The sequence below is a fragment of the Streptacidiphilus sp. P02-A3a genome (assembly GCF_014084105.1).
Classification (GTDB): Bacteria; Actinomycetota; Actinomycetes; order Streptomycetales; family Streptomycetaceae; genus Streptacidiphilus.
The window spans coordinates 5741045-5755009 of record NZ_CP048289.1 but is presented as its reverse complement, the minus strand read 5'-3'; the positions used below and the strand labels follow the sequence as shown (position 1 = coordinate 5755009).

Here is a 13965-nt window from a genome sequence, read left to right as displayed (position 1 = left end):
CGGGAATGGCCCCGGACGCCGGGATGTCCCAGGGGTCGGAGCCGATTCGAGAACACCTGTGTTTTGGTTGCCACGTGTTCATCTTCTCTTCCGGCCCGCGCGGGTCGTGCACCCGGGTCCCCCCTGACGGTTCGCGGCCTCCGGGGACCAGTCTCCCAGGGCGCTCCCAGTGGGCTCCGAGCGGGCTCCCAGGAATCCCCGTTGATCTTCCCGGGGAAGGTCCGGGCGCAGGTCAGGCCTTGCGTCCGACGCCTGCCCAGACCGAGCGCGGGGTAGTGTCGGCGTCCGGGTCGGGCCGCCAGAGCGGCGCGGGGACCAGGCCGGGTTCGAGTAGTTCGGTGCCTTCGAAGAAGCGCGCGACCTGTTCCCGGGTCCGGTAGGTGATCTTGACCGGCATCAGCTGGTCCATCACCGAGGCGGCCCGGGCCATGCCGTTGGCGTTGATGTCGGCGGCGGGCTGGGAGATCGCCAGGTGGCTCCCGGAGGGGACGTCCGCCAGTACCTTCGCCACGATTCCGGCCGGGTCGTCCTCGTCGGGTATGCAGTGCAGCAGACCGGCCATGATCACCCCGACCGGTCTGTCGAAGTCCAGGGTCTCCCGTGCCCGCTCCAGGATCAGGTCGATGTCGCGGACGTCGGCGTGGATGTAGGTGGTGGAGCCGAGGGGGCTGCCGGTGAGCAGGGCCCGGGCGTGCACCAGCACGATCGGGTCGTTGTCGGTGTAGACGATCCGTGTCTCGGGGGCGATCCGCTGCGCGACCTCGTGCGTGTTGTCGGCCGAGGGCAGGCCGGTGCCCAGGTCCAGGAACTGCCGCAGACCGGCCTCGGCGGTCAGGTGGCGCACCGCTCTGCCGAGGAAGCCCCGGTTGGCCCGGGCGTTCTGGGTGACGGGGTTGCCGGTGGCGATGATCCGCTCGGCCACCTCGCGGTCGACCGCGTAGTTGTCCTTGCCACCGAGCCAGTAGTCGTACACCCGTGCTATGTGCGGGACGCCGGTGTCGAGCCGTCCCTGCTCGCGTCCGAGCGGCTCGGGATACGTCGAACCCTGCGTCATGCTTCCCCACCCTCTTCGGCGTGCTTCCCCGGTCGTGCCGCCCGGATCGCGTCGCGGCGTGCCGCACAGTAAAGAGTATGCCCAGTGGGACAGTTGGGAAAGTTTCCTGATAGTGGCCGGAGCCGCGTCCGGCCGCCGCGGCGGCGCCCGGCGGTTCCGGTCGCGGGGGGTGTGACGCGGGCGGGGCCGGTGTGAGATCATTCCGATAAATGGTCTATACCACGTGGCGAGCGCCGCAGAACGGCAGGGTTTCAGCATGGAGATTGTGATCGTTCCGGACGCCGCCGCGGGCGGCGAGCTGATCGCGGCGGCGATCGCCGACCTGCTGGTGCGCAAGCCGGACGCGCTGCTCGGGGTCGCCACCGGCTCCTCCCCGCTGCCGATCTACCAGGCGCTGATCGCCAAGGTCGCGAACCAGGCGCTGGACGTCTCCCGGGCCCGGATCTGCCAGCTCGACGAGTACGTCGGCCTGCCGCAGGGCCACCCCGAGTCGTACCGCGCGGTGGTGCTGCGCGAGGTGGTGCGGCCGCTGGGGCTGACCGAGACCTCCTTCATGGGCCCGGACGGCTCGGCCGAGGACATCGCCGCCGCCTGCGCCGACTACGACCGGGCGCTGGCCGCGGCGGGCGGTGTGGACCTGCAACTGCTGGGCATCGGCACCGACGGCCACATCGGCTTCAACGAGCCCTGCTCCTCGCTGGCCTCGCGCACCCGGATCAAGACGCTGACCCAGCAGACCCGGGTCGACAACGCCCGGTTCTTCGACAGCCTGGACGAGGTGCCGCACCACGTGATCACCCAGGGCATCGGGACCATCCTGGAGGCCCGGCACCTGGTGCTGCTGGCCACCGGCGAGGCCAAGGCCGAGGCCGTGGCGCAGACCGTGGAGGGCCCGGTCGCCGGGATCGTCCCGGCCTCGGCGCTGCAACTGCACCCGCACGCCACCGTGGTGGTGGACGAGGCGGCGGCCTCCAAGCTCAAGCTGGCCGACTACTTCCGGGCCACCTACGCGGCCAAGCCGCACTGGCAGGGCATCTGACCACCGGTCCGATCCCGCGCGGGTCGCGTCCCGCCGGTCAGCGCCGACGGGACGGGACCACCGCCACCGGGCAGTGGGCCTGGTCCAGCAGGGTGTCGGCGGCGCGGCCCAGCGGGTCGGTCAGCAGTACGCCGCTGAGCCGGCGGCCCACCGCCACCAGCGCCGCCGTCCGGGACAGCTCCACCAGCCAGTCGGACTCGTCGCGGGCGGAGTACTCGGCGGAGGCGTCCAGCCGGGGATGGTCCCGGTGCAGGCCGGTCAGCACCTCCTCCAGGCTGTCGCGGGCGGCCTCGGTCCGGTCGGAGGACGGCAGGTCGCCGACCACCAGCCGCAGCGGCGCGTTCAGCGCGTGGGCCGCGGCGACGGCGAAGCCCAGCACGTCCGGGTGCGGCTCGAACGGGTCGAGCCCGGCCAGCACCGGACCACCGGCCTCCGCGACCGGCTTGTGCACCACCACCGGGCAGCGCGCGTAACCGGCGGCGGCCCGGCTGACCGACCCGGCCAGCCAGCCGCGCAGCCCGCTCAGCCCGCGGGTGCCGACCACCAGCAGGGCCGCGCCGCCGCTGCGCGCGGGCAGCACGTGCTTCGGATCCCCGGCGACGACCTCGGTGGAGACCGCGACCCCGGGTGCGACCAGCCGGGTCCGCTCGACCGCCTCCTCGGTGACCGGATGGTCCTGCGCGGGTTCGGGACCCGGCCCCAGCAGCACCTCGGCCAGGCCGCCGGTGGTCTGCGCGACGTACAGCACCCGCAGCGGCGCACCGACCCCGGCCGCCGCCCGCGCCGTCCACTCCAGCGCTGCCCAGCTGTCGTCCGAGCCGTCCACGGCGACCAGGAAGGGGCGGATCGACTCCATGCGGCGGCTCCTGCGGGACGGCGGGCCCTGGCGGGTGTCCGGGCCGGGGATGGCCGGTCAGCTCGGAGCATAGCAATATCGACCTGTTTACGACGTTTTGTCAGCACCGGCGACACGCAAGGGAACTGACGGCGCGTTCACTGGGAAAGATCTTCGTATAAATGTGGAGATCTGGTGTCGTCGCAGGTGGTCGCAGGCGATAGCGTGCGTGCTGCGGGTCGGCTTGGCCGACCGCGAGCGGGGGTAACCGAACATCGCGCAAGGTCTTTGCGCGAGTGTGGAAGGAAAACAGATGAGGGCTGACATCAAGGGCAGCACTATGCCCGTCCTGGAGATCCAGCTTGAGGACAAGGAGTCCGTGGTCTCCATGCACGGCGAGCTGTCGTGGATGACGGCGAACGTGCACATGTCGCAGACCACCAAGGGCGGCGGCGGCCTGATGGGCACGCTGAAGCGCGCGGTCGGCGGCGGCGGGATATTCCTGACTCAGTATCAGTCCAAGGGCGGCGAGGGCCTGGTGGCCTTCGCGGCGAAGATCCCCGGGCACATAGTCCCGGTGGACGTCGCGCCCAACCAGGGCTTCCTGGTGCACCGGCACGGCTGGCTCGCCGGGACCCCGGGGGTCAGCGCGAGCGTGGGCCTGCAGCACTCCTTCCGCGGCGGCATGTGGGGCGGGGACGGCTTCGTGCTCCAGCGGCTGGAGGGGCACGGCCAGGCCTGGGTCGAGCTCTCCGGTGAGCTCAGCCTGTACAACCTGGCCCCGAAGCAGACCATGCTGGTCCACCCGGGCCACGTGGGCATGTTCGAGGACTCGGTGAGCTTCAAGATCACCACGGTTCCCGGCATCGCCAACAAGGTCTTCGGCCGCGACGGCTACCACCTGGTGGCACTGACCGGCCCCGGCCAGATCTGGCTGCAGAGCATGCCGCTGCCGAACCTGGCACACGCCCTGGAGCCCTACCTGCCGCAGCCCGACAACGGCTGACCGGCCCGTCGAACAGGGGCGAGCGCGGCAGAGTACACCGCGCGCCACGTGAATTGCAGGATTCCGCAATTTGTCAGTGGCGTGACTGCCCGCTCGCCTAGCGTCACCGTCCATGGCAACCACGGACATCGCACTGAGGAACGGCCGTCGAGCGCGCGCTGGGGGTCTGCTGCAGCCCCCGCTCTACCAGCTGAAGGCGGAGTTCTTCCGGACTCTGGGCCACCCGGTGCGGATCCGGGTACTGGAGTTGCTCCAGGACGGCCCGATGCCGGTACGGGACCTGCTCGCCGACATCGGGGTGGAACCCTCGAACCTCTCCCAGCAGCTCTCGCACCTGCGCCGGGCCGGGATCGTGGTCTCACGGCGGGAGGGGCCGACCGTGCGCTACGCGCTGGCCGGCCCGGACGTCGCGGACCTGATGCGCGCGGCGCGGCGGATCCTGGCCGTGCTGCTCGCCGACCGGGAGGGGGTGCTTCAGCAGCTGCGCCGGGCCGACGCGGTCGGCGAACCGCGTTGAGGCGGCCGGGGCGGGTGCCCCGGCCGCGGAAGCCGCGGCAGCGTCAACCAGGCTGGCCCTGGTGCTCCGAGGCGAGGCCGGGCGGGGCCGAGGCGATGGCCGAGCGCAGCGCCTCGATCAGCGCCAGCGCGCCCTCCTCGGTGAGCTCAAGGGCGACCCGGGCACCGGGGCCCAGCGCCGGGTTGAGGAAGTCCACGTTCACCGTGTGCTCGTAGGGGGCGTGCTGCGGGTGGTCGACGTAGACCATGGCCCGGGTCAGCGGAAAGTACCCGGTGGCGCCCTTGCCGCTGCCGGTGATGTCGATCTGCTCGGTGAGATAGGTGCACATGCCGGTCTCCGGAGGGGGGCGGACCGCGCTCAGGCGGTGGCGAGGTGGCGGCCGAAGAAGTCGAGGACGAGCTTCCAGCCCTCGGTCGCCGCCTGCGGGCGGTAGGCCGGACGGTCCACCGCGAAGAAGGCGTGGCCCGCGTCCGGGAAGGTGTGGAACTCGTACTCCTTGCCGTGCTCCTTCAGCAGCTCCTCCAGCTGCGCGGTGGCCTGGGGGTCGGGGTGCTTGTCCTCCGCGCCGAACAGGCCGAGCAGCGGGCAGGAGAGGTCCTTGGCGAGGTGGCCGATCGGGCCGACCCGCACCGGCACGCCCTCCGGCACCGACTCGGTGACGAAGGCGCCGTAGCAGTCCACTGCCGCCTCCAGGTCCAGGCTGCAACCGGAGAGGAAGGCCTGGCGGCCACCGGAGCAGTGCCCGATGACGCCGACCCGGCCGTTGGAGTTCTCCAGCCCGCGCAGGTAGGCGGCGGCGCCCGCGACGTCGCCGACCAGCCGGGCGTCGGGCACGCCGCCGAGCGCGCGGGCCGCCGCCGCGGCGTCGTCCGGGGCCGCGCCGGGGGCCTCGCGGGTGTAGAGGTTCGGACACACGGCGTTGTAGCCCTCGGCGGCGAAGCGGCGGACCATCTCCTTGGTGGCCTCGTCGTAGCCGGGCATGTGGTGGATCACCACGACACCGCCGCGCGGGGCGGGGTCGAGTCGTCGTGCCGCGTACGCCTCCAGCTCGGCGCCGTCGGCCCCGGTGATGGTGACGGTCTCAGCCAGCAGCCTGTCGTCCATGGTTCTACTCCGCAGTTGAGGTGATCTTCTGCAATGCCGGTTGCGAGTATGCCCCGCTGCCCCCGGACGTGCTGATCCGGGGCGGTCGACGCTACTCCAGCGGGGCGCCGGGGGTGGCCCCGGAGCGCAGCGGCACCTCGTGAATCAGCCAGGTGGTGAGGAAGGTGAGCAGCCCCAGCACGGTGCCGCCGATCAGCACGCTGTGCAGGCCGTCGGTGACCGCCGCCTTGAACGCGTGCTGGACCGCGGCCGGGAGCCCGGCCAGCGCGGACGGCGGGATGTGCGCGCCGCTCGCCGCCAGCGCCTGCCCGGACGTGCCGAGGCTGTGGTCGAGCGAGCCGGTCAGCCGCTGGGTGTACAGCGAACCGAAGATCGCGATGCCCAGCGAGCCGCCGACGGTGCGGAACAGCGTGACCGAGCCGCTGGCCGCGCCCATGTCCCGCAGCGCCACGCTGTTCTGGGTGACCAGCATGGTGTTCTGCATCAGGAAGCCCATGCCCAGGCCCAGCACGCAGGTCAGCAGGGAGGCGGTGGCGGTGCTGGTGTCCACCTTCAGCATCAGCAGCACCAGCATGCCGAGGGTCATCACCGCGCCGCCGACGATCATCAGGGTGCGGTAGCGGCCGGTGCGGGTGACCGCCTGGCCCCCCGCGAGCATCACCGCCAGCATCCCGAACATCAGCGGCAGCAGCAGCAGGCCGCTGGCGGTGGGGGAGGCCCCGCGCACGTACTGGAAGTACTGCGGCAGGAAGTTGAGCGCGCCGAACATCGCCGCGCCGAGCAGGAAGCTGATCACCTGGCTGACGGTGAAGTTGCGGTCCTTGAACATCCACGGCGGCAGGATCGGCTCGGTGACCCGGCTCTGCGAGTGGACGAAGGCGATCAGCGCCAGGACGCCGAACACCGACAGGCCGATCACCGGAGCGGAGATCCAGGCGTACTGCGAGCCGCCCCAGGAGGCGACCAGGGTGACCGCGACGATGCCGATGCCGAGCAGCAGCGCGCCGACGTAGTCGATCGACGCCTCGATCCGGCGGTGCGGCAGCTTCATGCCCAGGCCGGTGACCAGCAGCGCGGCGATGCCCAGCGGCAGGTTGATGTAGAAGCACCAGCGCCAGCTCAGGTGTTCGGTGAGCAGCCCGCCGAGCAGCGGCCCGCCGACGAAGGCCACCGGCATCATGCCGCCGATCAGCGCCTGGAACCGGCCGCGTTCGCGCGGCGGGACCAGGTCGCCGAGGGTGGCCATGGCGCCCACCATCAGGCCGCCGGCGCCCAGGCCCTGGAGCGCGCGGAAGGCGATCAGCTCGTCCATGTTCTGCGACAGGCCGGTGAGCGCCGAGCCGACCAGGAAGATCACGATGGCCAGCATGAACATCAGCTTGCGCCCGTGCAGGTCGCCCAGCTTGCCCCAGACCGGGGTGGTCACCGCCGCGCCCAGGGCGTACGCGGTGACCACCCAGGACAGGTGGGAGAGCCCACCGAGGTCGCCGACGATGGTGGGCAGGGCGGTGCTGACGATCAGGTTGTCGAGCATCGCCAGCAGCATGCCCAGCATCAGCCCGATCACGGCGATGTAGACGGCGCGGCCGATCGGCTCGGTGGACTCCGCCTCCGGGGGCAGCGTCTTCGCATCGGACATGGTTCTCTCCCTCTCCGGCAGCGGCGCGACCCGCTGGAGGCGGTGCGGTCCGGAGTCCGCGGGCTTCCCTTACCTGCCGCCCGGCTAGGGCTCCGCCCGTCCGACGTTAGGCGCACCGATGGGCGTCGTCAATCACATCCGCACGGAGGCGTGGCGGGAAGTCGACGCGCGGGCGGGTCGGGAACGAATCGGTCGCGAATCAGCGGCGGTTCAGGGGCGGTACGGTACCGAATAGGCGGCGGATCGCGCCTGGCCGCGGCTGTTTCGGCAAGGATGCGGGGGCAGGCCGGAGTGTCGGGCCGGCTGCGTCGCCGAGGGGAAGAACTGCCAGGAGAATTCTGCGCCCTTCTTGCGACTCGATGCAAGATATTTGCACGGATTGCCGTAAGCTGCGGGTCATGACACGACGACTGGCCGAAGTGGCGAAGAAGGTCGGGGTGAGCGAGGCGACGGTCAGTCGCGTGCTCAACGACAAGCCGGGGGTATCCCCCGCGACCCGGACGGCGGTACTCACCGCCCTGGACGTCCTGGGGTACGAACGACCCACCCAGCTCCGGGGGGAGCGCTCCCGGCTGGTCGGCCTGGTGCTGCCGGAACTGCAGAACCCGATCTTCCCGGCCTTCGCCGAGGTGGTCGGCGGCGCGCTGGCCCAGCAGGGGTTCACCCCGGTGCTGTGCACCCAGACGGCGGGCGGGGTGTCCGAGGCCGACTACGTGGAGCTGCTGCTCCAGCAGCACGTCTCCGGGGTGGTGTTCTTCGGCGGCCTGTACGCGCAGGCCGAGTCCCCGCACGAGCACTACACCAGGCTGGCGCAGCGCGGGCTGCCGACGGTGCTGATGAACGCGGCCTTCGACGACCTGGACTTCCCGCAGGTGTCCTGCGACGACGCGGTGGCGGTGGAGCAGGCCATGGGCCACCTCTACTCGCTGGGGCACCGCCGGATCGGGCTGGTGGTCGGGCCACCCGACCACGTGCCCTCGCGCCGGAAACTGCGGGCCGCCCAGCAGGTGGCGGCCCGGACCGGTCTGGAACTTCCGGACTCCTGCGTCGAGCATGCGCTGTTCTCCCTGGAGGGCGGCCAGGCCGCGACCGCCCGGCTGCTCCAGCGGGGGGTGACCGGCATCATCTGCGCCAGCGACCCGCTGGCGCTGGGGGCGGTACGGGCGGTGCGCAGGCGCGGGCTGAGCGTCCCGGCGGACGTCTCGGTGGTCGGCTACGACGACTCCTCGTTCATGGCCTGCACCGATCCGCCGCTGACCACCGTCCGGCAGCCGATCGAGGCCATGGGCCGGGCCGCGGTGGACCTGTTGGTGGGCGAGATCGAGGGCGCCCGGGTGACCCACGACGAGGTCCTGTTCGAGCCGGAGCTGGTGGTGCGCGGCTCCACCGGGCCGGTGTCGGCGGCGGTGCCGCAGCCCCGCTGACCCCGCCGAACGCGGGCTGACCGCGCCTTACGCAAGAACGAGGGACCGGACGCAAGCCGTCCGGTCCCTTCGTCATGTGATCTCGTTATCATGTCGAAATCTTGCATAGTTTCGTCAACATCTTGTGAACTTCTGTCGGCAGTGGTTAAGTGATGCCCGCCACAGCGTGGTGCTACCCCACCCAGCCAATGAAGGGTCCCTTGATGACCAACCAGCCGCTCATCAGCCGCCGCGTCCGCAGAGCCTCGGCCCTGCTCGCCACCATCGCGCTGAGCCTCACCGCCGCCGCCTGCAGCAGCAGCTCGACCTCCACCGGGAACAAGGGCGGCAGCGGCTCCACCGCCTCGGGCGTGACCACGATCAGCATCGACTGCGCCCCGCCGACCAGCAAGCCGGTTCCGTACCAGCAGTGGAACGCCGACATCGCGACCTTCGAGAAGGCGCACCCCGACATCAAGGTGAACAGCATCCACACGTTCCCCTGCGAGACCCCGGCGCTGTTCACGGCGGCCCTGGCGGGTGGCACCGAGCCGAACGTCTTCTACACGTACTTCACCGACAAGCAGGCGGTGCTGAACGCCAACCAGGCGGCCGACATCACCTCGTACGTGACCCCGTCCACCATCCCGGTGCTCAACGACTACCTGCCCTCGGTGATCAGCACCCAGAAGTCCAACGGGAAGCTGTACGGGATCCCGTACACCAACTACACCATGGGCCTGATCATCAACCGGAAGCTGTTCAAGCAGGCCGGGCTCAACCCCGACAACCCGCCGACCACCTGGGCCCAGGTCGCCACCGACGCCGAGGCGATCACCAAGCTCGGCAACGGCATCGAGGGCTACGGCGACTACAGCGCCGGGAACAACGGCGGCTGGCACTTCTCCGCCGAGCTGGACGCCCTCGGCGGCTCCATGGAGAACGCGGCCGGGACCAAGGCCAACTTCGACAACCCGCTCGGCAAGCAGGTGCTGCAGAACCTGCACGACCTGCGCTACACCGACAACGTCATGGGCAGCACCCAGCTGCTGGCCTGGGGCACGCTGCAGAAGGAGATGGCGGCCGGCAAGCTCGGCATGTACATAGCCGCCCCGGACGACATCACCTACATGGTGCAGACCCTGGGCGCCAACTACGCCGACTACGGCATGGGCCCGATCCCCAGCGTCAGCGGCCAGGCGGCGGGCACCCTCTCCGGCGGCAACGACTACATGTTCAACGTCAAGGACACGCCCGCCCAGATCAAGGCCGGCGTCGAGCTGGTCGACTTCCTCTACCTGACCCAGGGGCAGGGCACGTTCAACTACGCCCGGCTCAAGGCCACCCAGCAGGCCGTCGGCCTGCCCGAGCCGGAGATGTTCTCGGGCGCCACGCTCGCCGCGGACAACGCCGCCAAGGCCGCCAACGCCACCATGCCGGTCAGTGACTTCACCTCCTACCTGGACGCCAACGTTCCCGGGGACGGCGAGCCCAGCGACGCCCAGGCCGTCTACAAGGTGCTGGACACCGCGATGGCGTCGGTGCTGACCGACCCCAACGCCAACATCGACCAGCTGCTGAGCACCGCGAGCAACCAGGTCAACGAGGTCCTCTCGAACCAGTGAGGCCCGTCTGACCCCGGGACCAGCCCGCCGAGGGCTGGTCCCCTCTCTCCGCACCACCCACCCACCCAGGAGCCTCCGGTGGCGATAGCCGTCCCCAAACGAAGCAGGACCCCACAGAAGCCAGGCGCGGGCCCGATGTCCCGGTCGGGCGGCAGCGCGCTACTGCGCGAGACGCGGCGCAACCTCACCGCCCACGCCTTCCTCATCGGCGCGGTGCTGTGCTTCGCGCTCTTCTCCTGGTACCCGATGATCCGGGAGTTCATCACCAGCTTCCAGAAGGTCAGGGGCGGCCAGACCACCTGGGTCGGCTGGCACAACCTCAACCAGATCGTGCACGACCCCAGCTTCGGCGTGGCCTGGCGCAACACCGGCGAGTTCACCCTGCTGGCGCTGGTCTTCGGCTACGCGATGCCGTTCTTCGTCGCGGTGGTGCTGAACGAGCTCCGCCACGCCAAGGGGTACCTGCGGGTGGTGGTCTACCTGCCGGTGATGCTCCCGCCGGTGGCCTCGCTGGTGATGTTCCAGTACTTCTACAACCCGCAGTACGGGCTGTTCAACGACATCCTGCACTCGCTGCACCTGCCCACCTCGACCTGGCTGCAGAACCCCTCGCTGGCGATGCTGTGCGTGGTGATCGCCTCCACCTGGATGAACATGGGCAGCGCGGTGCTGATCTACCTGGCCGCGCTCCAGGGCATCCCGGGCGAGCTGTACGAGGCCGCGGAACTCGACGGGGCCGGTCTGCTGCGCCGGATCTGGCACGTGACCATCCCGCAGACCCGGCTGATCCTGTCGCTGATGCTGCTGCTGCAGATCGTCTCCACGATGCAGGTCTTCGTCGAACCGTTCGTGCTCACCGGCGGCCAGGGGGTCAACAACTCCACCACCACCATCGTCTACCTGATCTACCAGTACGCCTTCAACTTCCAAAACTACGGTGCCGCCTCCGCCCTGGGCCTGGTCCTGCTGCTGGTGCTCGCCGTGTTCTCCGCCCTGTACGTGCGGGTCAGCCGCGCGGCCGAGCAGTAAAGGGGACAGCCGTGGCCTCCGCAACGGTCGACTCAGCCACCCGCACCCTGATCTCCCAGGTGCAACTCAACCGACGGCACGGCAAGGCCATCTACTGGACCGTGCTGACCGTCGTGCTGGTGGTGTTCAGCCTGGTCTTCATCGGGCCGCTCTACTTCATGGTCACCGGCGGACTCAAGTCCACCCAGGAGGCCATCCAGAGCCCGCCCACGCTCTACCCGCACCACCTGCACCCGAGCACGTACAGCACCGCCTGGGGCGAGCTCAACCTCGCCCAGCTGCTGGAGAACACGCTGCTGTACGCGTTCGGCGCGCTCGCCTTCCAGCTGGTCTTCGACGTCGCCGCCGCCTACGCGCTGTCCAAGCTGCGCCCGATCTTCGGCAACGCCATCCTCGGCATGATGCTGGCCACGCTGATGATCCCGGCCACGGTGCTGGTGGTTCCGCAGTACCTGACCGTGCTGAACCTGCCGATCGTGCACCTGAACCTGCTGAACTCGCCCTGGGCGATCTGGCTGCCCTCGGTCACCAGCGCCTTCAACATCTTCCTGCTGAAGCGGTTCTTCGACTCGATCCCGCAGGACCTGCTGGACGCCGCCGCCATCGACGGGGCCGGACCGGTACGCACCCTGTGCTCCATCGTGCTGCCGATGTCCCGGCCGATCCTGGCCGTGGTGTCGATCTTCGCCATGGTCAACGTGTGGAAGGACTTCCTCTGGCCGCTGCTGGCCGAGCCCGACCCCACCAAGCAGACCCTCAACGCCGGGATCTACTCGCTCTCGCAGGGCGTGTCCGAGAACGTGCTGATCGCGGCCTCGGCGATCTCCGCCGTGCCCACGATCATCTTCTTCCTGATCTTCCAACGGAACATCTTGTCCGGCCTCACCGCCGGCAGCCTCAAGGGCTGAGCCACCCCTGGTTGCGCCTCCAGCAGATGCAACAGAACCCGCAGATGGAGACCCCACAGATGGAGACCCCGACCGTGTCTGAACCCTCGGCGTGGTGGCGAGGCGCCGCGATCTACCAGGTGTACGTGCGCAGCTTCGCCGACGGCAACGGCGACGGAGTCGGCGACCTGGCCGGCGTCCGCTCCCGGCTGCGCTACCTGGCCGACCTGGGCGTCGACGCCCTGTGGTTCAACCCCTGGTACCCCTCGCCGATGGCCGACGGCGGCTACGACGTCACCGACTACCGCAGCATCGACCCCGCCTTCGGCACCCTGGCCGAGGCCGAGAAGCTGATCGCCGAAGCGCTCGACCTGGGCATCCGGACCATCATCGACATCGTCCCGAACCATGTCTCGGACACCCACCGCTGGTTCCAGCAGGCGCTGGCGGCCGGTCCCGGATCGCCGGAACGCGCCCGCTTCTGGTTCCGGCCCGGGCGCGGCGAGCAGGGCGAACTGCCGCCCAACGACTGGCCCTCGCAGTTCGGCGGCTCCGCCTGGACCCGGGTCACCGACCCGGACGGCACGCCGGGGGAGTGGTACCTGCACCGCTTCGCCTCGCCGCAGCCCGACCTCAACTGGGAGCACCCCGAGGTCCGCCAGGAGCACGAGGACGTGCTGCGCTTCTGGTTCGACCGGGGCGCGGCCGGGGTCCGCATCGACTCCGCGGCCGAGGTGGTCAAGGACCCGGCGCTGCCCGACTTCGACCCCGAGCGCGACCCGCACCCCTACCTGGACCGCGACGAGCTGCACGACATCTACCGCTCCTGGCGGCGGCTCGCCGACTCCTACCCGCAGCCGCGCGCCCTGATCGGCGAGGTCTGGCTGCCCGACCCGGAGCGCTTCGCCCGCTACCTGCGCCCCGACGAGCTGCACACCGCCTTCAACTTCGGCTTCCTGGCCTGCCCCTGGGACGCCTACCGGCTGCGGGACTCGATCACCACCACGCTGGCCGTGCACGCGCCGGTCGGCGCCCCGGCCACCTGGGTGCTCGCCAACCACGACATCACCCGCACGGTCACCCGCTACGGCCGGGCCGACACCGGCTTCGACTTCGCCACCAAGGGCCACGGCATCCCCACCGACCGGGCGCTGGGCACCCGCCGCGCCCGCGCCGCCGCGCTGCTGTCACTGGCACTGCCCGGCTCGGTCTACCTCTACCAGGGCGAGGAGCTGGGGCTGCCCGAGGTCGAGGACATCCCGGCCGACCGGATCGAGGACCCGATGTACCACCGCACCGGCGGGGCCGACCCCGGCCGCGACGGCTGCCGGGTCCCGCTGCCCTGGTCCGGGGCCGAACCGCCGTACGGCTTCAGCGCCGAGCCCGCCCACGGCGAGCCCTGGCTGCCGCAGCCCGCCGACTGGGCCGGGCTGGGCGTCGCCGCCGAGAGTGCCGACCCGGACTCGATGCTGACCCTCTACCGGGAGGCGCTGCGGCTGCGCCGGGCCGAACCGGGCCTGGGCGACGGGCCGATGCGCTGGCTGGAGTCCGCCGGACAGGTCCTGGCCTTCGCCCGGGGCGGTGCGGCGGAGCCCGGCTTCGCCTGCGTGGTGAACCTCTCCACCGAGGACGTGCCGCTGCCCGAGCACACCGGCGTCCTGCTGGCCAGCGCCCCGCTCGCCGCGGGAGCGCTCCCCCCCGATACGGCGGTGTGGCTGCGGACCACCTGACAGTCCCGCAGCCACGCCGCTGGCCGTGCCCTCCCTCACGGACCGAGGGTTCCGCGAGGGACGGCACGGCCTTTCCCACCGGGCACCACCCGCCTCA

At 70.6% G+C, this 13965-nt stretch carries 13 protein-coding genes; 8 read left to right on the top strand and 5 right to left on the bottom strand.

The genetic code is table 11. The features are described 5' to 3' along the window. Positions 1–232: 232 nt before the first annotated feature. Entirely contained in the window at positions 233–1054 is an 822-nt protein-coding gene (locus tag GXP74_RS24650; RefSeq protein WP_182453426.1) for an SAM-dependent methyltransferase, read from the bottom strand. A 256-nt stretch (positions 1055–1310) separates the two neighbouring features. Between GXP74_RS24650 and nagB the strand changes: the two genes are divergently transcribed. Beyond that, the gene (gene nagB, locus GXP74_RS24645) at positions 1311–2093 is read left to right on the top strand and encodes a glucosamine-6-phosphate deaminase (RefSeq protein ID WP_182453425.1); all 783 of its coding nucleotides are present in this window, start codon (positions 1311–1313) and stop codon (positions 2091–2093) included. A 37-nt stretch (positions 2094–2130) separates the two neighbouring features. Here nagB and GXP74_RS24640 read toward each other — a convergent pair whose 3' ends face one another. Next, entirely contained in the window at positions 2131–2949 is an 819-nt protein-coding gene (locus GXP74_RS24640) for a universal stress protein (RefSeq protein WP_182453424.1), read from the bottom strand. Positions 2950–3241: 292 nt separating this feature from the next. On the opposite strand from GXP74_RS24640, the gene GXP74_RS24635 reads away from it, so the two are divergent. Beyond that, complete coding sequence (locus tag GXP74_RS24635) at positions 3242–3934, top strand: TIGR00266 family protein (protein ID WP_182453423.1); 693 nt, start codon at positions 3242–3244, stop codon at positions 3932–3934. A gap of 169 nt (positions 3935–4103) precedes the next feature. Continuing rightward, positions 4104–4451 (top strand): helix-turn-helix transcriptional regulator, encoded by a 348-nt coding sequence (locus GXP74_RS24630; protein ID WP_182456609.1) that lies wholly within the window; start codon positions 4104–4106, stop codon positions 4449–4451. 43 nt (positions 4452–4494) lie between these two features. Here the strand turns inward: GXP74_RS24630 and GXP74_RS24625 are convergent, their stop codons facing one another. The 3 genes from GXP74_RS24625 to GXP74_RS24615 form a co-directional block, all read right to left on the bottom strand. Continuing rightward, positions 4495–4779 (bottom strand): DUF6295 family protein, encoded by a 285-nt coding sequence (locus GXP74_RS24625; RefSeq protein ID WP_182453422.1) that lies wholly within the window; start codon positions 4777–4779, stop codon positions 4495–4497. Positions 4780–4808: 29 nt separating this feature from the next. Continuing rightward, entirely contained in the window at positions 4809–5555 is a 747-nt protein-coding gene (locus tag GXP74_RS24620; RefSeq protein ID WP_182453421.1) for a dienelactone hydrolase family protein, read from the bottom strand. A gap of 91 nt (positions 5556–5646) precedes the next feature. Then, positions 5647–7194, bottom strand: coding sequence for an MDR family MFS transporter (locus tag GXP74_RS24615; protein WP_182453420.1), 1548 nt, complete (start codon positions 7192–7194; stop codon positions 5647–5649). Positions 7195–7592: 398 nt separating this feature from the next. Between GXP74_RS24615 and GXP74_RS24610 the strand changes: the two genes are divergently transcribed. The 5 genes from GXP74_RS24610 (at position 7593) to GXP74_RS24590 (ending at position 13868) form a co-directional block, all read left to right on the top strand. Further along, on the top strand, positions 7593–8618 hold the full coding sequence (locus GXP74_RS24610) for a LacI family DNA-binding transcriptional regulator (RefSeq protein ID WP_182453419.1): 1026 nt from the start codon (positions 7593–7595) through the stop codon (positions 8616–8618). Positions 8619–8821: 203 nt separating this feature from the next. Beyond that, entirely contained in the window at positions 8822–10222 is a 1401-nt protein-coding gene (locus tag GXP74_RS24605) for an ABC transporter substrate-binding protein (protein WP_182453418.1), read from the top strand. A 135-nt stretch (positions 10223–10357) separates the two neighbouring features. Continuing rightward, the gene (locus GXP74_RS24600; RefSeq protein ID WP_182453417.1) at positions 10358–11251 is read left to right on the top strand and encodes a carbohydrate ABC transporter permease; all 894 of its coding nucleotides are present in this window, start codon (positions 10358–10360) and stop codon (positions 11249–11251) included. Between the two features lie 11 nt (positions 11252–11262). Continuing rightward, positions 11263–12159 carry a carbohydrate ABC transporter permease gene (locus GXP74_RS24595; RefSeq protein WP_182453416.1) on the top strand — a complete coding sequence of 299 codons (897 nt, stop codon included), beginning with the start codon at positions 11263–11265 and terminating at the stop codon, positions 12157–12159. Between the two features lie 59 nt (positions 12160–12218). Next, positions 12219–13868 (top strand): glycoside hydrolase family 13 protein, encoded by a 1650-nt coding sequence (locus GXP74_RS24590; protein ID WP_182456608.1) that lies wholly within the window; start codon positions 12219–12221, stop codon positions 13866–13868. Positions 13869–13965 lie beyond the last annotated feature (97 nt).

What these genes read in the sequence shown, in the direction of transcription:
- GXP74_RS24650 (WP_182453426.1), bottom strand. Translation starts at nt 1,054, where the DNA reads ATGACGCAGGGTTCGACGTATCCCGAGCCGCTCGGACGCGAGCAGGGA.
- nagB (WP_182453425.1), top strand. Translation starts at nt 1,311, where the DNA reads ATGGAGATTGTGATCGTTCCGGACGCCGCCGCGGGCGGCGAGCTGATC.
- GXP74_RS24640 (WP_182453424.1), bottom strand. Translation starts at nt 2,949, where the DNA reads ATGGAGTCGATCCGCCCCTTCCTGGTCGCCGTGGACGGCTCGGACGAC.
- GXP74_RS24635 (WP_182453423.1), top strand. Translation starts at nt 3,242, where the DNA reads ATGAGGGCTGACATCAAGGGCAGCACTATGCCCGTCCTGGAGATCCAG.
- GXP74_RS24625 (WP_182453422.1), bottom strand. Translation starts at nt 4,779, where the DNA reads ATGTGCACCTATCTCACCGAGCAGATCGACATCACCGGCAGCGGCAAG.
- GXP74_RS24620 (WP_182453421.1), bottom strand. Translation starts at nt 5,555, where the DNA reads ATGGACGACAGGCTGCTGGCTGAGACCGTCACCATCACCGGGGCCGAC.
- GXP74_RS24615 (WP_182453420.1), bottom strand. Translation starts at nt 7,194, where the DNA reads ATGTCCGATGCGAAGACGCTGCCCCCGGAGGCGGAGTCCACCGAGCCG.
- GXP74_RS24610 (WP_182453419.1), top strand. Translation starts at nt 7,593, where the DNA reads ATGACACGACGACTGGCCGAAGTGGCGAAGAAGGTCGGGGTGAGCGAG.
- GXP74_RS24605 (WP_182453418.1), top strand. Translation starts at nt 8,822, where the DNA reads ATGACCAACCAGCCGCTCATCAGCCGCCGCGTCCGCAGAGCCTCGGCC.
- GXP74_RS24600 (WP_182453417.1), top strand. Translation starts at nt 10,358, where the DNA reads ATGTCCCGGTCGGGCGGCAGCGCGCTACTGCGCGAGACGCGGCGCAAC.
- GXP74_RS24590 (WP_182456608.1), top strand. Translation starts at nt 12,219, where the DNA reads ATGGAGACCCCGACCGTGTCTGAACCCTCGGCGTGGTGGCGAGGCGCC.